The organism is Citrobacter sp. RHBSTW-00029 (assembly GCF_014104295.1).
GTDB classification, from domain to species: Bacteria; Pseudomonadota; Gammaproteobacteria; order Enterobacterales; family Enterobacteriaceae; genus Citrobacter; species Citrobacter youngae.
In genome coordinates, this window is record NZ_JABXRT010000001.1 from 3053468 (window position 1) to 3076661 (window position 23194).

At 53.7% G+C, this 23194-nt stretch carries 25 protein-coding genes; 8 read left to right on the forward strand and 17 right to left on the reverse strand.

The window, feature by feature from the left end:
* Positions 1-29 precede the first annotated feature (29 nt).
* Positions 30-1478 carry a tRNA uracil 4-sulfurtransferase ThiI gene (thiI, locus tag HV041_RS15020; protein WP_005125147.1) on the reverse strand — a complete coding sequence of 483 codons (1449 nt, stop codon included), beginning with the start codon at positions 1476-1478 and terminating at the stop codon, positions 30-32.
* A gap of 208 nt (positions 1479-1686) precedes the next feature.
* Here thiI and xseB point away from each other — a divergent pair, with 208 nt between their 5' ends.
* From xseB to yajO, 4 genes are read left to right on the forward strand one after another with little or no spacing between them, the layout of a single operon-like run.
* Entirely contained in the window at positions 1687-1929 is a 243-nt protein-coding gene (gene xseB / locus HV041_RS15025) for an exodeoxyribonuclease VII small subunit (RefSeq protein ID WP_096759458.1), read from the forward strand.
* Positions 1930-2829: a (2E,6E)-farnesyl diphosphate synthase gene (ispA, locus tag HV041_RS15030; protein WP_182294240.1), complete on the forward strand. Its 900-nt coding sequence runs from the start codon at positions 1930-1932 to the stop codon at positions 2827-2829. It abuts the gene before it with no gap.
* Between the two features lie 24 nt (positions 2830-2853).
* Positions 2854-4716: a 1-deoxy-D-xylulose-5-phosphate synthase gene (gene dxs, locus HV041_RS15035; RefSeq protein WP_048212435.1), complete on the forward strand. Its 1863-nt coding sequence runs from the start codon at positions 2854-2856 to the stop codon at positions 4714-4716.
* A gap of 56 nt (positions 4717-4772) precedes the next feature.
* Positions 4773-5747 (forward strand): 1-deoxyxylulose-5-phosphate synthase YajO, encoded by a 975-nt coding sequence (gene yajO, locus HV041_RS15040; RefSeq protein ID WP_101741804.1) that lies wholly within the window; start codon positions 4773-4775, stop codon positions 5745-5747.
* A gap of 69 nt (positions 5748-5816) precedes the next feature.
* Here the strand turns inward: yajO and pgpA are convergent, their stop codons facing one another.
* The 6 genes from pgpA to nrdR all read right to left on the reverse strand — a co-directional run bounded on the left by pgpA (position 5817) and on the right by nrdR (position 9924).
* Positions 5817-6335 (reverse strand): phosphatidylglycerophosphatase A, encoded by a 519-nt coding sequence (gene pgpA / locus HV041_RS15045; protein WP_003021578.1) that lies wholly within the window; start codon positions 6333-6335, stop codon positions 5817-5819.
* Entirely contained in the window at positions 6313-7290 is a 978-nt protein-coding gene (gene thiL, locus HV041_RS15050; protein ID WP_048212437.1) for a thiamine-phosphate kinase, read from the reverse strand. The genes pgpA and thiL overlap by 23 nt, the downstream gene beginning before the upstream one ends.
* Before the next feature lie 77 nt (positions 7291-7367).
* A complete protein-coding gene (gene nusB / locus HV041_RS15055) occupies positions 7368-7787 on the reverse strand; it encodes a transcription antitermination factor NusB (protein WP_000801129.1) in 420 nt (139 codons plus the stop codon).
* A gap of 19 nt (positions 7788-7806) precedes the next feature.
* Positions 7807-8277 carry a 6,7-dimethyl-8-ribityllumazine synthase gene (gene ribE, locus HV041_RS15060; protein WP_003021575.1) on the reverse strand — a complete coding sequence of 157 codons (471 nt, stop codon included), beginning with the start codon at positions 8275-8277 and terminating at the stop codon, positions 7807-7809.
* A gap of 90 nt (positions 8278-8367) precedes the next feature.
* Positions 8368-9471, reverse strand: a complete 1104-nt coding sequence (gene ribD / locus HV041_RS15065; RefSeq protein WP_121584291.1) for a bifunctional diaminohydroxyphosphoribosylaminopyrimidine deaminase/5-amino-6-(5-phosphoribosylamino)uracil reductase RibD — start codon at positions 9469-9471, stop codon at positions 8368-8370.
* 3 nt (positions 9472-9474) lie between these two features.
* The gene (nrdR, locus tag HV041_RS15070) at positions 9475-9924 is read right to left on the reverse strand and encodes a transcriptional regulator NrdR (RefSeq protein WP_016152032.1); all 450 of its coding nucleotides are present in this window, start codon (positions 9922-9924) and stop codon (positions 9475-9477) included.
* A gap of 154 nt (positions 9925-10078) precedes the next feature.
* On the opposite strand from nrdR, the gene HV041_RS15075 reads away from it, so the two are divergent.
* On the forward strand, positions 10079-10618 hold the full coding sequence (locus HV041_RS15075; RefSeq protein WP_048212439.1) for a DUF3251 domain-containing protein: 540 nt from the start codon (positions 10079-10081) through the stop codon (positions 10616-10618).
* Positions 10619-11040: 422 nt separating this feature from the next.
* Positions 11041-11904 (forward strand): nucleoside-specific channel-forming protein Tsx, encoded by an 864-nt coding sequence (locus tag HV041_RS15080; protein WP_003021561.1) that lies wholly within the window; start codon positions 11041-11043, stop codon positions 11902-11904.
* A 45-nt stretch (positions 11905-11949) separates the two neighbouring features.
* On the opposite strand, the gene HV041_RS15085 is transcribed toward HV041_RS15080, so the two are convergent.
* From HV041_RS15085 to queA, 8 genes are all read right to left on the reverse strand, one after another.
* Entirely contained in the window at positions 11950-12642 is a 693-nt protein-coding gene (locus HV041_RS15085; protein WP_121584290.1) for a YafY family protein, read from the reverse strand.
* Positions 12643-12665: 23 nt separating this feature from the next.
* A complete protein-coding gene (locus HV041_RS15090) occupies positions 12666-13031 on the reverse strand; it encodes a VOC family protein (RefSeq protein ID WP_101741807.1) in 366 nt (121 codons plus the stop codon).
* Between the two features lie 156 nt (positions 13032-13187).
* On the reverse strand, positions 13188-13295 hold the full coding sequence (locus HV041_RS15095; RefSeq protein ID WP_115643783.1) for a type I toxin-antitoxin system toxin Ldr family protein: 108 nt from the start codon (positions 13293-13295) through the stop codon (positions 13188-13190).
* Between the two features lie 290 nt (positions 13296-13585).
* Complete coding sequence (gene secF / locus HV041_RS15100) at positions 13586-14557, reverse strand: protein translocase subunit SecF (RefSeq protein WP_003021550.1); 972 nt, start codon at positions 14555-14557, stop codon at positions 13586-13588.
* Positions 14558-14567: 10 nt separating this feature from the next.
* Positions 14568-16415, reverse strand: coding sequence for a protein translocase subunit SecD (secD, locus tag HV041_RS15105; RefSeq protein WP_121584289.1), 1848 nt, complete (start codon positions 16413-16415; stop codon positions 14568-14570).
* 27 nt (positions 16416-16442) lie between these two features.
* Complete coding sequence (yajC, locus tag HV041_RS15110) at positions 16443-16775, reverse strand: preprotein translocase subunit YajC (protein ID WP_003021544.1); 333 nt, start codon at positions 16773-16775, stop codon at positions 16443-16445.
* Between the two features lie 22 nt (positions 16776-16797).
* A complete protein-coding gene (tgt, locus tag HV041_RS15115) occupies positions 16798-17925 on the reverse strand; it encodes a tRNA guanosine(34) transglycosylase Tgt (RefSeq protein WP_003021535.1) in 1128 nt (375 codons plus the stop codon).
* 53 nt (positions 17926-17978) lie between these two features.
* Complete coding sequence (gene queA / locus HV041_RS15120) at positions 17979-19049, reverse strand: tRNA preQ1(34) S-adenosylmethionine ribosyltransferase-isomerase QueA (RefSeq protein WP_121584288.1); 1071 nt, start codon at positions 19047-19049, stop codon at positions 17979-17981.
* A gap of 216 nt (positions 19050-19265) precedes the next feature.
* Between queA and acpH the strand changes: the two genes are divergently transcribed.
* The gene (acpH, locus tag HV041_RS15125; protein ID WP_048212443.1) at positions 19266-19847 is read left to right on the forward strand and encodes an ACP phosphodiesterase; all 582 of its coding nucleotides are present in this window, start codon (positions 19266-19268) and stop codon (positions 19845-19847) included.
* Positions 19848-20015: 168 nt separating this feature from the next.
* Positions 20016-20618, forward strand: coding sequence for a peroxiredoxin (locus tag HV041_RS15130; protein WP_048212444.1), 603 nt, complete (start codon positions 20016-20018; stop codon positions 20616-20618).
* A gap of 62 nt (positions 20619-20680) precedes the next feature.
* Here the strand turns inward: HV041_RS15130 and HV041_RS15135 are convergent, their stop codons facing one another.
* The gene (locus HV041_RS15135) at positions 20681-22549 is read right to left on the reverse strand and encodes an amidohydrolase (RefSeq protein ID WP_121584287.1); all 1869 of its coding nucleotides are present in this window, start codon (positions 22547-22549) and stop codon (positions 20681-20683) included.
* Positions 22550-22570: 21 nt separating this feature from the next.
* Complete coding sequence (locus tag HV041_RS15140; RefSeq protein WP_121584286.1) at positions 22571-23116, reverse strand: antibiotic biosynthesis monooxygenase; 546 nt, start codon at positions 23114-23116, stop codon at positions 22571-22573.
* Positions 23117-23194: the final 78 nt, after the last annotated feature.

A 23194-nucleotide genomic window follows, 5' to 3' on the forward strand; every position in this document is an offset into this window, starting at 1 on the left:
ATCCGGCCTACAACACAGTGTTTACTCAATTACGGGCGATACACCTTCACGTTTTCAAAGCCCTGCTCGCGCAGATAAAGTGCCTGCAGACGGCTCATCACCCCGCGTTCACACCACAGCAGCCAGGTTTTGCTCTGGTCCAAATCGCCGAATTTGGTGCTCAACTTGTAGAACGGCAGAGAAACGACGTCCACACCGTCAACCTTCAGCGGTTTGTCATCCTGTTCATCCACAGAGCGGATATCCAGAATCACATCGTTCGGGCCGAAGCCGCTCACGGTTTCCACTTCCACCACGGTCTGCTGCGTCTGCTGGGCGATATCACGAATATCGATATTGTTCGCTTCTTCAACCACTTTATCGAGGATCGAGAAATCAAAGTTTTCTTCTTCGGCCTCAATCTTCGCCTTAATTGCTTTCACCGTCGGGCTTTTTGAAATCACGCCGCAGTATTCCGGCATGGTACGAGCAAAGTCCTCGGTACCAATTTCACGCGCCAGATTGATAATGTGCTCTTTATCATGGGAGATCAGCGGGCGCAGGATCAGGGTGTCTGAAACGTTATCGATCAGGCGCAGGTTGGTCAGCGTCTGGCTGGAGACCTGGCCCAGCGCTTCACCGGTTACCAGCGCCTGAACGCCGTAGCGCTCAGCCACTTTCGACGCCGCGCGTACCATCATGCGTTTGAGGACCACGCCCATCTGGCCGTCGTCGACTTTCTCCAGGATCTCACCGACTACCGGCTCAAAGTTGATAGCAACAAAGCGTACGCGATGTGAGCTACCAAAGCGGTTCCACAGATAATGCGCCACCTGGCGAACGCCGATTTCATGCGCAGCGCCGCCAAGGTTGAAGAAGCAATAGTGCACGCGGCAGCCACGACGCATCAGCATGTAGCTGGACACGCCGGAGTCGAAACCACCGGAGATCAGCGACAGTACGTCTTCCTGCGTCCCAATTGGGAAACCGCCGATACCTTCATAGCGGCCTTTAACCAGCAGCAGGCGGTCGTTTTCGATTTCAAGATTAACCGTCACGTCCGGCTTCGTCAGCTTCACGCGCGCGGATTCAATATGCTGGTTCAGTCCACCGCCCACATAACGTTCCACCTCAATGGAGCTAAACTCATGCTTGCCACGGCGCTTGACGCGCACACAGAAGGTTTTTCCTTCCAGTTGATCGCGGTATTGCACCAGTGCTTTCTCGAAAATATCGTGCATATCGGTAAACGGCACGTCTTCTACTTCGAGAATGTGGTGGATCCCCGGAATACGGGTCAGCGCGTCGCGAATATCCAGGCGCTGGCTTTCATCTTTGGCGCGAACCTCAACGTGATCCCAGTGACGGACAACGGCAAGGTCTTCATCATAGTGCTTTAAAACGTTACGAATGTTCCCTGTCAGAATTTTTATAAAGCGCAAACGCACAGATTGGCTTTTGATGGTGATTTCTGGGAACAATTTAATGATAAACTTCATGGCGGCAATGGTTCTTTGGCAAGTCTGAATGACTTGTAATGGGAAAAAATACAGCAGCCCACACCCTGCGGCTGCATCCAGGCGCGCAAGTATACCACCATCATGGTTATCCTGTGCACATCGCCTTACCATTGCGCGTTATTTGCTTATCAGTGCGAGTCCGTTACCATAGTCTTGTGCTGTCAATACAGAGAGTCAGACATTCATTATGCCGAAGAAAAATGAAGCGCCCGCCAGTTTTGAAACAGCGCTGAGCGAGCTGGAACAGATTGTCACCCGTCTGGAAAGCGGCGATTTGCCGCTGGAAGAGGCGCTGAACGAATTCGAACGTGGCGTACAGCTGGCACGTCAGGGACAAGTCAAATTGCAACAGGCTGAACAGCGCGTGCAAATCCTGCTGTCAGAAACTGAAGACGCCGCCCTCACGCCTTTTACACCGGATAATGAGTAAATGGATTTTACGCAGCAGCTACAGGCTTGCGTTGAGCAGGCTAACCAGGCACTGAGCCGTTTTATCGCGCCATTGCCCTTTCAGAACACTCCCGTGGTCGAAACCATGCAATATGGCGCATTATTAGGCGGCAAACGTCTGCGCCCGTTTTTGGTGTATGCGACCGGTCAGATGTTTGGCGTGAGCCTGAGTACGCTTGATGCCCCCGCCGCCGCGGTTGAGTGCATCCATGCCTATTCACTGATGCACGACGATTTACCCGCGATGGACGACGATGATCTGCGTCGCGGTCTGCCGACCTGCCACGTCAAGTTTGGCGAGGCGAATGCGATTCTGGCAGGTGATGCGCTGCAAACGCTGGCATTCTCTATCATCAGCGACGCCCCGATGCCGGAAGTCACCGACCGTGACCGCATCGCGATGATCTCTGAACTGGCTCTGGCCAGCGGTATCGCCGGTATGTGCGGCGGCCAGGCGTTGGATCTGGCAGCTGAAGGGCATCAGGTTGAGCTGGATGCGCTGGAGCGTATTCACCGCCACAAAACCGGGGCATTGATTCGCGCCGCCGTTCGTCTGGGTGCGTTAAGCGCAGGTGATAAAGGGCGAGAATGCCTGGCAATACTCGACAAATACGCCGAAAGTATCGGTCTGGCCTTCCAGGTTCAGGATGACATACTGGATGTGGTAGGCGATACTGCAACATTGGGTAAACGTCAGGGTGCCGACCAGCAGCTTGGCAAAAGTACCTATCCTGCACTTCTGGGTCTTGAGCAAGCCCGGAATAAAGCCCGGGATTTAATTGAGGATGCCCGCCGGTCGTTAAGTTTGCTGGCCGCACAATCTCTCGATACCTCGGCACTGGAAGCGCTAGCGGACTACATAATCCAGCGTGATAAATAAACCAACATATCCCATGAGCTTGCGATGAGTTTTGATATAGCCAAATACCCGACCCTGGCGCTGGTCGACTCCACCCAGGAGTTACGCCTGCTGCCGAAAGAGAGCCTGCCAAAGCTTTGCGACGAACTGCGCCGCTATTTGCTCGACAGCGTGAGCCGTTCCAGCGGGCACTTCGCCTCTGGTCTGGGCACGGTGGAACTCACCGTCGCGCTGCACTATGTCTACAACACCCCGTTTGACCAGTTAATCTGGGATGTGGGACATCAGGCTTATCCGCACAAAATCCTGACCGGCCGCCGCGATAAAATCGGCACCATTCGCCAGAAAGGCGGTTTGCATCCGTTCCCGTGGCGCGGTGAGAGCGAGTATGACGTACTGAGCGTTGGGCACTCCTCAACCTCCATCAGCGCTGGCATCGGTATTGCGGTTGCCGCTGAGAAAGAAGGCAAAGAACGTCGTACCGTCTGCGTGATTGGCGATGGCGCCATCACTGCTGGCATGGCGTTTGAAGCGATGAACCACGCGGGTGATATTAAACCCGACATGTTGGTTATTCTGAACGACAACGAAATGTCGATCTCAGAAAATGTCGGTGCGCTGAACAACCACCTGGCGCAATTGCTCTCCGGCAAACTTTACTCCTCGCTGCGCGAAGGCGGGAAGAAAGTGTTCTCCGGCGTACCGCCGATTAAAGAGCTGCTCAAACGTACCGAAGAACACATTAAAGGCATGGTCGTGCCGGGCACGCTGTTTGAAGAACTGGGCTTTAACTATATCGGTCCGGTGGACGGTCACGACGTGCTGGGGCTTATCACCACACTGAAGAACATGCGCGATCTGAAAGGCCCGCAGTTCCTGCACATCATGACCAAAAAAGGTCGTGGCTACGAGCCTGCGGAAAAAGATCCGATTACCTTCCACGCAGTACCAAAATTCGATCCGTCCAGCGGATGCCTGCCGAAAAGCAGCGGCGGCCTGCCGAGCTATTCAAAAATCTTCGGTGACTGGCTGTGCGAAACCGCGGCGAAAGACAATAAGCTGATGGCGATCACCCCGGCGATGCGCGAAGGCTCCGGCATGGTGGAGTTTTCCCGTAAGTTCCCGGACCGCTACTTCGATGTGGCGATTGCCGAGCAGCACGCGGTGACGTTTGCTGCCGGTCTGGCGATTGGCGGCTATAAGCCGGTCGTGGCGATTTACTCTACTTTTCTGCAACGCGCGTACGATCAGGTGCTGCATGATGTCGCCATTCAGAAACTGCCGGTCCTGTTCGCTGTCGACCGGGCGGGTATTGTGGGCGCAGATGGGCAAACCCACCAGGGAGCGTTCGATCTCTCCTTCCTGCGCTGCATCCCGGAAATGGTCATTATGACCCCGAGCGATGAGAACGAATGTCGCCAGATGCTGTTTACCGGCTATCACTATAACGATGGTCCAACGGTCGTGCGCTACCCGCGCGGTAACGCGGTGGGCGTTGAGTTGGCGCCGCTGGAACAGCTGCCTATCGGTAAAGGTATCGTCAAGCGTCACGGTGAGAAACTGGCAATTCTCAACTTTGGCACCCTGATGCCGGAAGCCGCTCAGGTCGCAGAGTCGATGAACGCCACGCTGGTGGATATGCGCTTTGTGAAACCGCTGGATGAAACGCTGATCCTGGAAATGGCTGCCCAACACGACGTGCTGGTCACCATTGAAGAGAACGCCATTATGGGCGGTGCTGGCAGCGGTGTAAACGAAGTACTGATGGCCCATCGCAAGCCCGTTCCGGTACTGAACATTGGCCTGCCTGATTTCTTCATCCCGCAGGGAACTCAGGATGAAGCTCGCGCCGATCTGGGTCTGAATGCCACCGGAATTGAGGCCAAAATCAAGGCCTGGCTGGCATAATCCCCTCCCCGCTCCTGCTATGCTTAATTCATCACGAGCTAAGCAGGAGTGGATTGATGAAATACAACATCTTAGGAAAAACCGACCTTCGGGTCTCCCGCCTTTGCCTGGGCTGCATGACGTTTGGCGAACCCAATCGCGGCAATCACGCCTGGACGCTACCGGAAGAAAGTAGCCGTCCGATAATCAAACATGCCCTTGAGGGCGGTATTAACTTTTTTGATACCGCCAACAGCTACTCCGCTGGCAGCAGCGAAGAGATTGTCGGTCGCGCGCTGCGTGATTTTGCCCGCCGCGAAGATGTCGTGGTCGCCACCAAGGTTTTTCATCAGGTTGATGACCTGCCGGAAGGATTATCCCGCGCACAAATCCTGCGCTCAATCGACGACAGCCTCAGACGTCTGGGTATGGACTATGTCGACATCCTGCAAATTCACCGCTGGGATTACAACACACCTATCGAAGAAACGCTGGAGGCTCTAAACGACGTAGTGAAAGCAGGTAAAGCGCGCTATATCGGTGCCTCATCCATGCACGCTTCGCAGTTTGCTCAGGCACTGGCCCTGCAGAAACAACACGGCTGGGCACAGTTCGTTAGCATGCAGGATCACTACAACCTGATTTATCGCGAAGAAGAACGTGAAATGCTGCCGCTTTGCTATCAGGAAGGTGTGGCGGTGATCCCATGGAGTCCGCTGGCGCGTGGTCGCCTGACGCGCCCGTGGGGAGAAACGACGGCACGTCTGGTTTCCGATGAAGTCGGTAAAAATTTGTACAACGAGAGCGATGAAAACGATGCGCAAATTGCCGCACGGCTGGCCGGTATCAGTGAAGAATTAGGCGTCACGCGTGCACAGGTTGCGCTGGCCTGGCTACTGAGTAAACCCGGTGTGGCCGCGCCGATTATCGGTACGTCGCGTGAGGAACAGCTGGATGAGTTGCTTAATGCGGTGGATTTAACGCTGAAACCAGAGCAGGTAGCCGAGCTGGAAACGCCGTACAAACAGCATCCGGTGGTGGGATTTAAATAAGCATTGGCGATTGCTAATTGTAGGCCGGATAAGCATAGCGCATCCGGCCTACAACAGCCCCCAAAAGGGTTAAATAATCCCTACAGGCCAGTGATGGCCGATAAAATAGAGGATCCCGGCAGAAAGTATCCCGGCGACAATATCATCGATCATGATCCCCGTACCGCCATGCACGTTGCGATCAAACCAGCGGATCGGCCACGGCTTCCACATATCCAGGATACGGAAAATCACAAAACCCGCGGCAACCCACTGCCAGTCGTTGGTTGGTAGCGCCATCAGGGTTATCCACATCCCGACAAACTCGTCCCAGACAATGCTGCCGTGATCGTGCACGCCCATATCTTTCGCCGTTTGATGGCACAGATAAACGCCAATACAGATAGACAACATGACCACCAGCGAATACAGCTGCCACGGCAGAAACGTCATTAAATACCAAAAAGGGATCGCCGCCAGCGATCCCATCGTGCCAGGAACAATTGGGCTCAGCCCGCTGCCAAAACCGGTGGCTAACAGGTGCCACGGGTTGCGCATACTCAGGCGGCTTTTGGCGACATCTTTTTTAAGGCGCGGCAAAATGGTCATATCCTTTCCAGTCGAACGTGACGGGTTTTCCGTCGCGCGTAAAGTGAATGCCTTCCACATCCGCGCTCATCTGCCCGATACAGGTAAACGCTGCGCCGAGATTCCCCAGCGCCACGTCCAGCGCGCCACGGTTAATTTCCGGTACGGTAAAGCATAACTCATAATCTTCCCCCCCCGAGAGCGCCCAGCGCAGCGCCTGTTCCGATTCCACGTGTTGGGCAAATGCCGGAGAGTAAGGCAGCGCATCAACGTTAACCCGCGCGCCGCAGCCGCTGGCATTAACGATATGCCCCAGATCGGAGATCAGGCCGTCGGAAATATCGATAGCCGCACTGGCCAGATCGCGCAGGGCTTGTCCCTGCAGGATGCGCGGCGTTGGCCGCAGATGACGTTTAAGCAGATAGTCTGCGTCTTTTGCATCTCCAACCTGCAACCGATTCTGTAAAATCGCCAGCCCCGCCGCGCTGTCTCCCGGCGTACCGGTAACATAAATCCAGTCTCCCGGTTTCGCTCCGGAGCGTTTTAAGGCCCGTCCTACAGGGACGTAGCCATGGATACCCAACGTCATCGACAGTGGCCCACGCGTGGTGTCACCGCCAATCAGTTGCATATCATAGTAATTCAGCAGTTCAAACAGGCCATCGCTGAAGGCTTCAAGCCAGGCTTCATCGACGTCAGGTAACGTGAGCGCTAACGTCAGCCATGCTGGGTCCGCCCCCATCGCCGCCAGATCGCTCAAATTCACCGCCAGCGCTTTCCAGGCGAGATCGGTCGGATCAATGTCAGGGAGGAAGTGGTTACCAGCTACCAGCGTATCGGTACTGATCGCCAGCGTCTGTTTTTCAGGGATGTTCAGAAGTGCGCAATCGTCACCAATACCGGTTTCGACATCAAGACGAGAGGTTCTTACGCGGTCAAAATAACGGGCAATCAGGGAAAATTCGCCGCATGCCATACGTTATGCCTCAGCAGAAAAAAAAGAAAAAGCCGGGGATAGCGGAAACATGTTCCACCATCCGACCGGCCTCGGAATTACTTTTTGTTGGGGCGAATCACAGGTGCTGCTTTATCCAGTACGCCGTTGACGAATTTGTGGCTGTCTTCAGCGCCGAAGGTTTTCGCCAGTTCAATCGCTTCGTTGATGGCCACTTTGTATGGCACATCGCTACGTTTAGACAGTTCAAACAGCGCAATACGCAGCACGGCTTTTTCTACCTGACCCAGCTCTTCCAACAGGCGAGACAGGTAAGGCTTCATTAAGCCATCCAGGTACGCGCTGTTAGTCGCCACCCCGGACAGCAGTTCACGGAAATACAGAACGTCGACATCTTTTACGTCCTGTTCCGCCAGGAACTGGTATTCAACATCAGCGATGTCGTTCTGGGACAACTGCCAGGAGTAGAGCGCCTGGACGGCACACTCACGGGCGCGGCGACGAGCAGCAGGTTTCACGGATTTCCCCTTACAAAAATCAGGCCTTAATGGCTTTCAATACATTAATCATTTCAAGCGCAGTCAGTGCAGCTTCTGCGCCTTTGTTGCCGGCTTTAGTGCCAGCACGTTCGATGGCTTGTTCAATACTTTCGGTGGTCAGAACACCGAAGGCTACCGGAATGCCGCTGTCCTGAGCGACATGCGCCAGGCCATTGCTTGCACCGCCAGCCACATATTCGAAGTGCGCGGTACCGCCACGGATCACCGTACCGAGCGCAATCACCGCGTCGTATTTACCGGTTTTCGCCAGAGCGTCAGCCGCCAGCGGCAGCTCATAGGCACCTGGAACCCAAACAACGGTAATGTTTTCATCTTTAACCTGACCAATACGTTTCAGGGCGTCGATCGCACCTTCCAGCAGGCTGTCATTGATAAAGTTGTTGAAACGCGCAATGGTGATGGCGACGCGAGCGTCCGGGGTAGCAACGTTAGCTTCAATAATGTTCATATTCTTCCTTCGGGTTCGATTTATAGCCCCGTAAGGGGGGCGGATTTTATCATAATATTCTGTGCGCTGCTTCCTCTAAATCAGAAAGCCTCACGCAGTCGTTAAATGCAGGCAAACGTCCGGGCCCACCTGGCGTATCTCATTGAATTTGAAATGGGGGGCGTCAACCAGTTTCTCAAGGCCTGGAAGCACACATAATCCTCGCGCATCGCTGCCTAACAGTTTAGGCGCAACATACACGATTAGCTCATCGACCAAACCGGCCTGTAATAATGCTCCCGCGAGCGTTGGGCCTGCTTCAACCCAAATACTGTTAATTTGCTGTTTGCCCAGTTGCATCATCAGCACCACCAGATCCAGATGCCCGTTATGTTCCGGCACCTTCAGGTTACGAACCGTCTCCGGCCAGCTACGAGGGTCGTCTTCAGTCCGGACAATCCAGGTTTCTCCAGGCTGTTGCACAATACGGTGCTCCGGCGTGACCTGATTCTGGCTATCCAGAACAATGCGGATTGGCTGGCGCAGCTCTTCCTGCGGGTAACTCGCCTGAGTTGATTCCCCAAGCTCCGACCAACGCACGGTAAGCTGAGGGTCGTCTGCCAGCACCGTAGCACTGCTGGTTAAAATGGCATGGCTTTGCGCGCGCAAGCGTTGCACATCGCGGCGCGCCTGTGGTGAGGTAATCCACTGGCTTTCACCGCTGGCCATCGCTGTACGGCCATCAAGCGACGCGCCAAGCTTAAGCTGCAGATACGGGAATCCCGTACGCATGCGCTTGAGAAAGCCTTTATTCAATTGCTCAACTTCGCTCATCATCAGCCCGTGGCTGACGTCGATGCCCGCCTGCTGCAAACGGTAGAGCCCACGTCCTGCGACCTGCGGATTGGGATCCTGCATCGCCGCAACCACACGCGATACACCCGCCGCAATCAGCGCATCGCAACACGGCGGCGTGCGACCATGATGACTACAGGGTTCAAGCGTCACATAGGCCGTTGCCCCTTGCGCTTTTTCTCCAGCCATCCGCAGAGCATGAACTTCGGCATGCGGTTCGCCCGCACGGTGATGATATCCTTCACCGACGATCTCCCCATCTTTCACAATCACGCAGCCCACGTTGGGGTTGGGGTGAGTGGTAAAACGTCCGCGCGCAGCAAGCTTCAGCGCGCGCGCCATGTATAATTCATCCTGCATGGCTTAGTCCTGTAGGCGAGCAATCTCCTCGCCAAATTCTTTGATATCTTCGAAACTCCGGTAAACCGAAGCAAAGCGGATGTAGGCGACTTTATCGAGTTTTTTCAACTGCTCCATCACCAGGTTGCCAATCATCTTGCTCGGCACCTCACGCTCGCCAGTCGCACGCAGTTGTGATTTGATATGGTTCAACGCCATTTCGACGTCATCAGAGCTGACCGGACGTTTCTCAAGCGCTCTGAGCATGCCGCTGCGCAGCTTATCTTCATTAAAGGGTTCACGCACATCGTTGCTTTTCACAACGCGCGGCATGACTAGTTCAGCCACTTCAAAAGTGGTGAAACGTTCGTTACAGACCAGACACTGCCGACGGCGGCGTACTGAGGAGCCCTCGCCGACAAGACGAGAGTCAATTACCTTAGTGTCTACGGCGAAACAGAATGGGCAATGCATACGGCGTCCTGTACCTCAGTGGTTGACCGGAATCTATTTTACCCTGAACTGGCGTGACAACAAAGGCGCAACGCTTTTGAGACAAAGGATCGATGCCTTCGCGCTCAGTGCGCACTACCATTATGCTATCGCGACAATAAAGGAAGTAATCACAATGACAAGACGTTACCTAAGAATTCTCCTGGTGGGAAGTCTCTTTAGCCTAAGCGCCTGCGCACAGCAAAGCGAAGTACGCCAGATGCATCAAAGTGTTAGCACGTTGAATAAAGAGATGACGCAGCTAAATCAGGAAACAGTAAAAATTACTCAACAAAATATGTTGAACGCAAAATCAACCAGCGGCGTCTATCTGCTGCCAGGTTCCAAAACCCCTGCCCGACTGGACAGCCAGATAGGCACGTTACGTATGTCGCTGATAAATATTGCGCCGAACGCCGACGGTACGCGCCTGACGCTGCGGATTCAGGGTGAATCCAACACGCCTTTACCCGCCTTTAGCGCCACCGTCGAATACGGGCAAATTCAGGGCACCACGGACAACTATCAGGAAGTGAACGTTCACAACCAGTTGGTCAACGCCCCGGCAAGTATCCTTGCCCCCAGCGATGTAGACATTCCGTTGCAGTTAAACGGGCTGTCTCCTGACCAGTTAGGTTTTGTTCGCATCCACGACATCCAACCTGTTAGTCAATAAACTTTTTGCGGAACGTTTTTGTGCGTTCCGCAACATCACTCCCGCCCATTTTGTTACTCCTCTGACATAAGCGATATTTCCGGTAAAACTTGGCAACATTCACCGGAGTCAGTACAATTCGCCGCCTAAAGTACGCAAACGTGAACGCAATCGATTACGCAAATGATAGAACTGTGAAACAAAACATATTTTTGTGAACAATGATTTTTATAATAGGCACCGAAGAAACACGAAATATTTCTACACAAAATCATGCAAGACGTATCAAGGCGGCAACTGCGTGAATCCCTGGAGCTTACATCAGTAAGTGACAGGGGTGAGCAAAGGCAGCCAACAAAGAGGCGGCTTGAAGGATGAAGTGTATAGAAACGCAAATTGCGCATTTTTCTATCCCGAAAGGGATTTCAAACAGTGGCATACATATGAAAAAAACATTACTTGCAGCCGGTGCAGTGCTGGCGCTCTCCTCGTCTTTTACTGCCAACGCAGCAGAAAATGACAAACCGCAATATCTGTCCGACTGGTGGCACCAGAGCGTTAACGTGGTGGGTAGCTATCACACCCGTTTCTCTCCGAAACTGAACAACGACGTGTATCTGGAATACGAAGCATTTGCCAAAAAAGACTGGTTTGATTTCTATGGCTACATCGATATTCCGAAAACCTTCGACTGGGGTAACGGCAACGATAAAGGTATCTGGTCTGACGGTTCCCCGCTGTTTATGGAAATCGAACCGCGTTTCTCCATCGACAAGCTGACCGGCGCTGACCTGAGCTTCGGTCCGTTCAAAGAATGGTATTTCGCCAACAACTACATCTACGATATGGGTGATAACAAAGCCAGCCGCCAGAGCACCTGGTATATGGGTCTGGGTACCGATATCGATACCGGTCTGCCGATGGGTCTGTCTCTGAACGTGTATGCTAAATACCAGTGGCAGAACTATGGCGCATCCAACGAAAACGAGTGGGATGGCTACCGTTTCAAAGTGAAATACTTTGTGCCGATCACCCAGGTATGGGGCGGCCAGTTGACCTACATCGGCTTCACCAACTTCGACTGGGGCTCAGATTTGGGTGACGATCCGAACCGCACCAGCAACTCTATCGCTTCCAGCCACGTTCTGGCGCTGAACTACGATCACTGGCACTACTCCGTAGTGGCGCGTTACTTCCACAACGGCGGCCAGTGGAAAGGTGGCGACACTCTGAACTGGGGCGAAGGCGATTTCAGCGCGAAATCTACCGGTTGGGGTGGTTACCTGGTTGTTGGTTACAACTTCTAATCCAGCCAATCTATCGCAGACAAGCCAGCTTAACCGCTGGCTTTTTTATGGCCGGTCTTCACAGCGTACTTTACGTAAAAAGTCACTTAGCGATCGATCCGCTGATTCGCGAAAATACCTGTTAAGCGGCGTGATCTTCAGACAACGATCAACGCGAAAACAGCGATAATCGTCACGTTTTTCACACCAGGCAACGAGCAGCCAGTGCTCGCCCCAGAAAAATAATCCCAGCGGCTGAACGTCGCGCCAGGAGAGATTCCCGGACTCATCGCGATAATGCAGCGCCAGCGCCTGCTGCGCCGAAACCGCGCGATGAATGAGATCGAACGCACTGCGTGAATGCGGCTGATTACCAAAATCAGGTGCGAAAATCCGCGTTTGCTCGGCTCTGCGCCGACTCTCTGGCGGCAATATCGCCAACACTTTTTCCTGTGCTGATTCCAGCGCCTGTGAGAGTGAATCCCCGCCCCATGTTTTCAGCAACCGAATAGCTACCATCAACGCTTCTGATTCGTGCTGGGTTAGCATCAACGGCGGCAGATCAAACCCCGCCATTAAGCGGTATCCACTGCCCACTTCGCCTTCAATGGGCACGCCGGATAAAGAGAGATCGCGGATATCGCGATAAATCGTCCGTTCAGACACCTCCAGACGTTCTGCCAGCAGCGCCGCCGTTGTCACTCGCCTGCCACGCAGGATTTGTACAATCTGAAACAAGCGGTCGGCGCGTCTGGTCATATTAATCGTCAGTCCTGAAAAAATTACGCGGGTTGATGTAAACCAACGCGATTGCCTTCGCTGTCAGTAAACAGCGCAATCGTGCCAATGTCTTGCCCCAGTTCAAGCGGGCCAAACACGCACTGGCCACCAGCGGTGGCGACGCGTTCAAGCGTTGCAGCCAAATCGTCCGTATGCAGGTAAATAATAGCGCCCTGCGCTGAAGGCGTAATACCGTCAAATTTAGCCAGTGCACCGCCAGGAGCGGGATCCTGATGCGGAAATACGGCGAGCTCAGCGCAGTCCATATTCTCCCGACGCAAAGAAACCTGCATCACCGGCTCATAAAATGCAATGGCGCGATCCATTTGTGCCACGGGGATTTCAAACCAGTTAATGACGTTGTTCATACTTCCTCCTGCCTGTGTGGGTGGTGTCAGAAGGACTATAAGACAGTGCTACTGACAGCATACTGTCAGTAGTGTTTGCAAAAAAGGCCAGAGGTTACCCTCTGGCCCGTTTCGGGCGCATGTTGCCATGCGGCGACGAGTTACGCCCACAGTGCACTACTTCCTGCTACGCCACCAACCTAAAAACAGACTGGTTGCGATTCCGACCAGCGTTGGTGCTGCCAGATCGTGCCAAAAAATAATGCTTAACTCTGTGAGAGTCATATAGCCACCCTGGTTGCAATGGCAACGTTTCGCGGCTATCCTGAACTTGTCTAGGGTTAGGATCGCCCCCGTAACGTCGCCGGTGAATACCGAACAATGTACGGGGGTTTTCTCTTTCCAGCGACAAGGCCACCGGGGATCAAGCCCCCGTAACACTGCGCCTCACCGGGTCATTCCGGCTTGCCGATGATTCTACTCCACCTGCTAATATCCACACGAAATCAACGCACTACGGGCAAAAAAAATCCCGACCTTGCGATCGGGATTCCAGTATTTCCACTCTTGATGGGTTAAGGCAGAATTGACGGCTGATCCGCCCCTTCTTTCTCGACCTTCTGCTGCAGCATGTGCTCACGCTTCATACCCAGCTTCAGCGCCAGCGCCGATGCCACGTAGATAGAGGATGCGGTACCGATGGACACACCGATCAGCATCGTCAGCGAGAAGCCTTCCAGTACCGGACCACCGAACAGGAACAGCATCAGAATAACCATCAACGTCGTACCGGACGTAATCAACGTACGGTGCAGCGTTTGAGTCAGGGACACGTTAAAGATTTCGTAAGGCGTACCGCGACGAATCTTGCGGAAGTTTTCACGAATACGGTCAGATACAACGATACTATCGTTCAGCGAGTAACCGATTACCGACATCAGTGATGCGACGATAGTCAGGTCAATCTCGATATGGAACAACGATAGGATCCCAAGTGTGATAATCACGTCGTGCGCCAGAGCGATAACCACCCCCGCCGCCAGTCGCCACTCAAAGCGGAAACCGACGTACACCAGGATGGAGATCAGCGCTGCCATTAGCGCCATCGCACCGGTTTGCGCCAGATCAGCCCCCACGCTCGGACCCACGAATTCAATTCGCTTCACCGCGGCGTTTTGGTTGGTGGATTCGTTAATCACACTCAACACTTTGCTGCCCAGCACCTGACCGCCGTCTGCACCTTCAGTTGGCGGCATACGTACCATAATGTCGTGGCTGCTGCCGAAGTTCTGCAGAAGCGGATCAACGAAGCCCGCTTTCTCCAGCGCATCGCGCATCACGTCCATATCGGCCGGTTTTTCCAGCGTGATTTCAATAACCGTACCACCGGTGAAATCGAGACCCCAGTTAAACCCGCGTACGCCCATCACCACGATGGCCGCAATCAGCAGGAAACCTGAAATGCCGAAAGCCCAGTAGTCCCAGCGCATAAAGTCCCAGACTTTACGGCCGTGGTTTAATTGTTCAACAGTATATTCCTGTGCCACTTCGCACTCCTCAGATTGACAGCTTTTTGACGCGCTTGCCGCCATACAACAGGTTTACGATGGCACGTGTACCGATAATCGCGGTAAACATCGACGTCGCCACACCAATACCGGTAGTAATCGCGAACCCTTTAATTGCCCCGGTGCCAACTGCGTACAGGATGATGACCTTGATCAGCGTCGTAATGTTCGCATCAAAGATGGAGCTAAATGCGCCCGCATAACCTTCATTGATGGCCTGCTGCACCGAACGCCCGTTACTCAACTCTTCTTTGATACGTTCGTTGATCAGTACGTTCGCATCGACCGCGACGGCAAGGGTTAAGACGATCCCCGCAATCCCCGGCATACTCAGCGTAGCGCCCGGCAGTAGCGACATAATACCGACAATCAGCACCAGGTTAGCAATCAGCGCACTGGTCGCAATCAGACCGAACTTCTTATAGAAGAAGATCATGAACAGGATAGACACCACCAGACCGGCCAGACACGCTTCCAGACCCTGTTTAATGTTCTGCATACCCAGGGTTGGGCCGATGGTACGTTCTTCCACAATCTGAATCGGCGCAATCAACGCACCGGCACGTAACAGCAGAGAAAGCTGACGCGCTTCGTTCGGGTTGTTGATACCGGTGATACGGAAGCTATTACCCAGGCGAGACTGGATGTTGGCGATGTTAATCACCTCTTCCTGTTTCACCAGCACGGCGCGACCGTTAGCATCTTTCTTACCGCTGTCTTTGTACTCCACAAACAGGGTCGCCATCGGCTTACCGATGTTGTCCTTGGTGAAGTTGGACATGATGTTACCACCCGCGCTATCCAGCGAGATGTTAACCTGCGGCTGATTGTATTCGTCCTGGCTGGATGTGGAATCGGTGATATGGTCACCGGTCAGGATCACGCGTTTGTACAGCACAACCGGCTGACCTTCACGAGACTGTTTCACTTCCGAATCACCCGGTACACGCCCGGATGCCGCAGCGGACTGGTCAACGTTGGTGTTTACCAGACGGAACTCCAGCGTCGCGGTTGCGCCCAGAATTTCTTTCGCCCGCGCGGTATCCTGAATACCCGGCAGTTCGACCACGATGCGGTCAGCACCCTGACGTTGTACAACCGGTTCAGCAACACCCAGTTGGTTAACACGGTTACGCAGAATGTTGATGTTCTGCTGTACCGCGTATTCACGGGCTTCGCTCAGACGCGCATCGGTCATTACCGCACGCAGTGCATTGCTGCCCTGGCTGGAAATAACCAAATCCTGGTGACGCTTGCTCAGGTAAGAGATAGCTTCATCACGGGCGCTGCTATCACGGAAGGTGATGCTCAGACCGTAGTTATCTTCTTTGCGAACGGTAGTATAAGGAATGCCTTTTTCACGCAGATCGCTGCGCAGGCTATCAATATTTTGTTCCTGCAACTTACTCAACGCGGTGTCCATATCCACTTCCATCAGGAAGTGAACGCCGCCACGCAGGTCAAGACCGAGTTTCATCGGTTCTGCGTGAATGGCTGCCAGCCAGCGCGGGGTTGCCGGAGCAAGGTTAAGCGCCACGACGTATTGATCGCCCAATACGCCCATTAACACTTCACGTGCGCGCAGTTGGGTATCAGTGGAGTCGAAGCGCGCGAGAATAGCACCCTCTTCCAGAGCCACAGACTTAGGTGTGATTTTATCTTCTTGTAACGTTTTCTGGACCTGGATCAGCGTTTGCTCACTGGCGGCGGCACCGCGCACGCCAGTGATTTGAACAGCCGGATCCTCACCATACAGGTTGGGAAGCGCATAGAGCAGACCGACGACAATAACGACGATCAGCATGACATACTTCCACAAAGGATAACGGTTTAACACGGCAGTTCCCTTTGGGAAAACAATAAATTACAGCGCCTTCATGGTGCCTTTCGGCAGAACGGCAGCTACGAAATCACGTTTAATAACCACTTCAGTGGTGTCGTTCAGCGCGATAGCGATGTAGCCAGATTCTGCTACTTTGGTCACGCGACCCACCAGACCACCGTTAGTCAGCACTTCATCGCCTTTCGCAATGGAGTTCATCAGGTTTTTGTGTTCTTTGGTACGCTTTTGCTGCGGGCGCAGGATCATGAAGTAGAAAATCAGACCAAACACCACCAGCATCAGAATCAGAGACATCGGGCTGCCCTGCGCCGGAGCACCTGTTGCCGCTACCGCATCAGAAATAAAAAAGCTCATTCAAATTCCCTCATTATTAAAATTAATCAACGTTCACAGGTGGAACTGGTCTACCCTGACGTTGGTAAAAATCGGTCACGAAGCTCTCTAATTTACCCTCTTCAATAGCCTTGCGTAAACCCGCCATCAAACGCTGGTAGTAGCGAAGGTTATGAATCGTGTTGAGTCGCGCGCCCAATATTTCGTTGCAACGGTCAAGATGATGCAAGTAAGCGCGCGAATAATTGCGACAGGTGTAGCAATCACACTCAGCATCGAGCGGACTGGTGTCGCTTTTATGTTTCGCGTTACGAATTTTTACCACGCCGTCAGTCACAAACAAATGACCATTACGGGCATTTCGCGTTGGCATCACGCAGTCAAACATATCGATACCGCGACGCACGCCTTCAACCAGATCTTCTGGTTTACCGACGCCCATCAGGTAACGCGGTTTATCAGCCGGAATCTGCGGGCAAACATGCTCCAGAATGCGGTGCATATCTTCCTTCGGTTCACCAACAGCCAAACCGCCGACAGCGTAGCCATCAAAGCCGATATCTACCAGACCTTTGACGGAGATATCACGTAAATCTTCGTAAACACTGCCCTGAATGATGCCAAAAAGCGCATTTTTGTTGCCGAGGCTATCAAAACGGTCGCGACTACGCTTCGCCCAACGCAAAGACATCTCCATCGAGCGTTTAGCATAGTCCCAGTCGGCAGGATACGGTGTACATTCGTCGAAGATCATCACGATATCGGAACCGAGATCGTATTGAATCTCCATCGACTTCTCAGGATCGAGGAAAATTGGATCGCCGTTGATCGGGTTACGGAAATGCACGCCTTGTTCGGTTATCTTACGGATGTCGCCCAGACTGAATACCTGGAAGCCACCAGAATCGGTGAGGATTGGGCCTTTCCACTGCATGAAATCGTGCAGATCGCCGTGCAGCTTCATGATTTCCTGACCCGGGCGCAGCCACAGGTGGAAAGTGTTGCCCAGGATGATCTGTGCGCCGGTCGCTTCAACTTCTTCCGGCGTCATACCTTTTACTGTGCCGTAAGTACCGACCGGCATAAAAGCAGGCGTTTCCACTACGCCACGATCAAAAACCAGGCGGCCGCGGCGAGCGCGACCGTCTGTGGTGTCCAGTTCAAATTTCATTTTAACTCCTGCGTCAGAAAAACAGTCCGACGTTAAACACTCGCATCGCGGATTTATTCCCCAACGCGCTCAGAAATAGCCTGCGGATTGTACGTGATAAACATGGCATCACCGTAACTAAAAAAGCGATATTCCGCTTTTACCGCTTCATGATAGGCGTGCATGGTGTTTTTATAACCAGCGAAAGCGGAAACCAGCATGATCAGCGTCGATTCCGGCAGGTGGAAGTTGGTGACCAGGGCATCAATCACCTGGTATTTATAACCTGGATAAATGAATATTTGCGTATCGCCAAAGAACGGCTCAATAAGGTCGTTTTTGGCCGCCTGCGCCGCGCTTTCCAGTGAACGTACCGAGGTGGTGCCCACCGCAATCACGCGGTTGCCGCGGGCTTTCGCCGCCAGCACCGCATCAATCACATCCTGCGGCACTTCCGCATATTCGGAGTGCATGATGTGGTCTTCAATAGTGTCTACGCGCACCGGCTGGAAAGTACCCGCACCAACGTGCAGGGTGACGAACGCCATTTCAATGCCTTTATCGCGCAGTTTAGCCAGCAGCGGATCGTCAAAATGCAGACCCGCAGTCGGCGCAGCGACGGCACCCGGTTTTTCGCTGTACACGGTCTGGTACAGCTCGCGGTCGGCGTCTTCATCCGGACGGTCGATATATGGCGGCAGCGGCATGTGGCCGATGGCGTTCAGAATATCCAGCACACTGCGTTCGTCGTTAAACTCAACTTCAAACAGCGCGTCATGGCGCGCCACCATCGTTGCTTTAATGCTTTCGTCATCGCCCAGCAGCAGCTCGGCGCCCGGCTTCGGCGCTTTTGAAGCACGAATATGCGCCAGAATACGTTTGTCATCCAGCATACGCTCGACCAGCACTTCAATCTTGCCGCCACTGGCTTTACGGCCAAACAGACGAGCCGGGATCACGCGGGTATTATTAAAGACCAGCAGATCTCCAGGGTTGAGCTTATCGAGCAAATCAGTGAAAGTACCGTGCGTCAGCGCGCCCGTCGGCCCATCCAGTGACAGCAAGCGGCAACTGCTGCGCTCAGCTTGCGGATAGTGGGCAATCAGGGATTCGGGTAATTCAAAGGTGAAATCGGTAACGCGCATGACACTGACTCAGACTAAAATAAGAGGCGGGTAGTCTAGTGCCGGGGCGTTCTCCCTGCAACCTTTACCCCTCAAGTTAAGAGACATAATCTATACACAAAATCATTCAAGATGCATCGAGGCGGCAACTGAATGAGTCCCCGGAGCTTACTCAAGTAAGTGACTGGGGTGAGTGAAGGCAGCTAACAAAGAGGCAGTTTGAAGGATGAAGTGGATATGAATTTTCTTGCACATTTGCATCTGGCCCACCTTGCCGATAGCTCGCTTTCCGGCAATCTGCTGGCCGATTTTGTCCGGGGTAATCCCCAAACGCACTATTCGCCCGACGTGGTGGAAGGCATCTTCATGCACCGTCGCATCGACGTAATGACCGATAACCTGCCACAGGTGCGTGAAGCCAAGGAGTGGTTTCGTAGCGAAACGCGTCGCGTCGCACCGATTACACTGGACGTCATGTGGGATCATTTTCTGTCGCGCCACTGGTCGGAAATCTCTCCCGATTTCCCGCTGACGGATTTTGTGCGCTACGCGCACACCCAGGTTGCCACTATTCTGCCAGAATCACCGCCGCGCTTTATTAATCTGAACAATTATATGTGGTCAGAGAAATGGCTTGAGCGCTACCGGGACATGGATTTTATCCAGAACGTCCTGAACGGCATGGCCAGTCGCCGTCCACGTCTCGATGCCCTGCGCGACTCATGGTATGACCTCAATACGCATTACGATGCGTTAGAAGAACGATTCTGGCAGTTTTATCCGCAAATGATGGACCAGGCGCGGCGTAAAACCCTTTGATTGTAGCCCGCATGACGCGCCGGATAAGCAGTAACCGTCATCCGGCAAAAGATTGATAGACAAAACCTGTCTCATTGATTGCCAGCGCCTCTTTGTCTTATTCCCGAACACTCTCTATACTGGCCCGCGTTGCGTTCCAAAAACCCCTTAACTTTGCAGGAGAATTATATGGTACTGGTAACTCGTCAGGCTCCGGATTTCACAGCAGCTGCGGTACTGGGTAGCGGTGAGATTGTTGATAACTTCAACTTCAAACAGCATACCAACGGTAAAACCACCGTTCTGTTCTTCTGGCCGATGGACTTCACCTTCGTTTGCCCGTCTGAACTGATCGCATTCGACAAGCGTTACGAAGAATTCCAGAAGCGCGGCGTAGAAGTGGTTGGCGTTTCTTTTGACTCTGAATTTGTCCACAACGCATGGCGTAACACCCCTGTCGACAAAGGCGGCATCGGTGCAGTGAAATACGCAATGGTTGCTGACATCAAACGCGAAATCCAGAAAGCCTACGGCATCGAGCACCCGGAAGCGGGCGTTGCTCTGCGTGGTTCTTTCCTGATCGACGCTAACGGCGTTGTTCGTCACCAGGTGGTTAACGATCTGCCGCTGGGCCGTAACATCGACGAAATGCTGCGCATGGTTGACGCGCTGCAGTTCCACGAAGAGCACGGCGACGTATGCCCGGCACAGTGGGAAAAAGGTAAAGAAGGTATGAACGCCTCTCCGGACGGCGTAGCAAAATACCTGACTGAAAACGTTTCCAGCCTGTAATTGGCATGAATCGAAAAAAGGCCCGCTAGTGCGGGCCTTTTTTATTGGCACTGACCCGGCCGTTAAAACGCGAAGCAGGAACAACCGAGCGCACCCCAGAAGGCCCGGTCATCTGACACAGGAATCCCCGATTTACGCGCTATATCATGCTGATGACCGTGTACGCCGCAACTGCCACAGCACTGATGCATCTGCACCATTGCCCCAACCTTCGCGGCAACCTGCGGCGCTGAGCGATAGTGCCCCGGCACCTTCACTACCGGCGACCAGTCAGGTACAACCGGGATGGCCGGCGGTGCCAGCGGGGTGAAATGTCCGGCGGCATAAACAACCTTGCCGTCGACAATCGTCATCACCGACTCAATGCCTTTGATCTCTTCTTCCGGCACGCTGAAATAGTCTTTTGACAGCACCACCAGATCTGCCAGTTGATCCTTTTCAATACGCCCTTTCTTACCCTGCTCGCTGGAGAACCAGGCACTGCCTGCTGTCCACAGTTCCAGCGCCACGTCGCGCGCCAGGCGGTTGTTATCATCATACATCGCCATACCGCCAACGGTGCGTCCTGATACCAGCCAGTACAACGCTGTCCACGGGTTGTAACTTGCCACGCGCGTAGCATCGGTACCCAGACCAACCGGCACATCAGCCGCCAGCATTTTCGCCACCGGCGGCGTATGTTTAACCGCCTCTTTGCCATAGCGATCGATAAAATACTCGCCCTGGAATGCCATACGGTGCTGAACTGCAATGCCACCGCCCAGCGCTTTTACCCGCTCGATGTTGCGTTCAGTAATCGTTTCGGCGTGATCGAAGAACCAGTGCAGGCCATTGAACGGGATGTCACGGTTCACCTTCTCAAACACGTCGAGCATGCGGCTGATGGATTCATCGTAGGTGGCATGCAGGCGGAACGGCCAACGATGTTCCACCAGGTGGCGCACCACACGCTCCAGTTCCTCTTCCATCCCTTCCGGTAAATCCGGGCGTGGCTGCAGGAAATCTTCGAAGTCAGCCGCCGAGAAGACCAACATTTCCCCTGCCCCGTTAGCACGATAGAAATCGGTTCCCTGCCCGGGTTTGAGCATATCCGTCCAGCGCTCAAAGTCTTCCACTTCCTGCTTCGGACGCTGGGTAAACAGGTTGTAGGCAATACGCACCGTCATCTGCTGGTTCGCGTGCAGTTGTTCGATGATCTCGTAATCTTCCGGGTAGTTCTGGAAGCCGCCGCCGGCATCGATGGCGCTGGTCAGCCCCAGTCGGTTCAGTTCACGCATAAACTGGCGGGTTGAGTTAACCTGCATCTCTAACGGCAGTTTTGGCCCTTTCGCCAGCGTCGAATAGAGGATCATGGCGTTCGGTTTGGCTATCAACATTCCGGTTGGATTGCCGTTGCTGTCACGCACAATCTCACCGCCCGCCGGATCCGGCGTCGCTTTGGTGTAGCCGACGGCTTTTAACGCAGCGCGGTTCAGCAAAGCCCGGTCGTAGAGATGCAGAACAAAAACCGGGGTATCCGGAGCAGCTTCATTCAGTTCTTCCAGGGTTGGCATGCGCCGTTCGGCAAACTGAAACTCGCTCCAGCCGCCGACCACCCGCACCCATTGCGGAGACGGCGTCCGATCGGCTTGCTCTTTGAGCATGCGCAGCGCATCTGCGAGCGATGGGACACCTTCCCAGCGCAGCTCCAGGTTGTAGTTCAACCCACCGCGAATGAGGTGCAGGTGCGAATCATTTAAACCCGGGATCACGGTGTGTCCCTGCAGATCGACAATCTGCGTACCGTCGGTCGCAAAGCTCATTACCCGATCGTGACTACCCGTCGCGAGGATCTTCCCGTTAGCGATCGCCACCGCCTCTACCTGCGGGCTTTGCTTTTCGAGAGTATGAATTTTTCCGTGAGTCAGAATCAGTGTGGCAGTTTGAGACATAACAATCTCCTGAGAAACCGGTCAGGCTTTTTTCAGCCATCCGGCAAACAGACGGGTTACGATGGGCATCCACAACCAGACCACCAGCGCAACCACACAGGCATCATTAATCAGATGCAGGAGTAACGAGCCTTTCATTGAAGGCAGCAGAATACCGGTCAGCCACGGCACCAGGTTGGTACTGGGGAAAATCACCAGCAGCGTTATCAAAAACTGCTTCCAACGTTTGGGCTGACGTATATGGGGGGCTGGTGGCGTAAACCAGAAGGCCGCTTCGGTGCGCACTTCTGTTTTATCGCCTTCGGCCAGCAGCGGCGCAATTTCCTCAACCAGCTCCCGGCGCGTATCAGATTGAGTCCAGTTATACAGATGCTCAAGGGTGTCGAAGCGAATGATGATGTTCCACAGGTTTTGTCCATCTGTGGGTCGAATGACATTCGCCCCAAGATGTCCGGGAAACTCGGCGGCCAGCGGCATGATTTTCCCCAACCACTGCTCATAACGCTGCGCCTGGTCAGGCCGCAGGGTGTGAGTAATTACCAACGTCACATGTTTGTTCTGCGCCATGAAAGGTTCCTAGCTAAAGGGAAATTGACCTGCTTAAGCCATGAAAGCAATACACAATTATTCGTGAAACATCGAGGC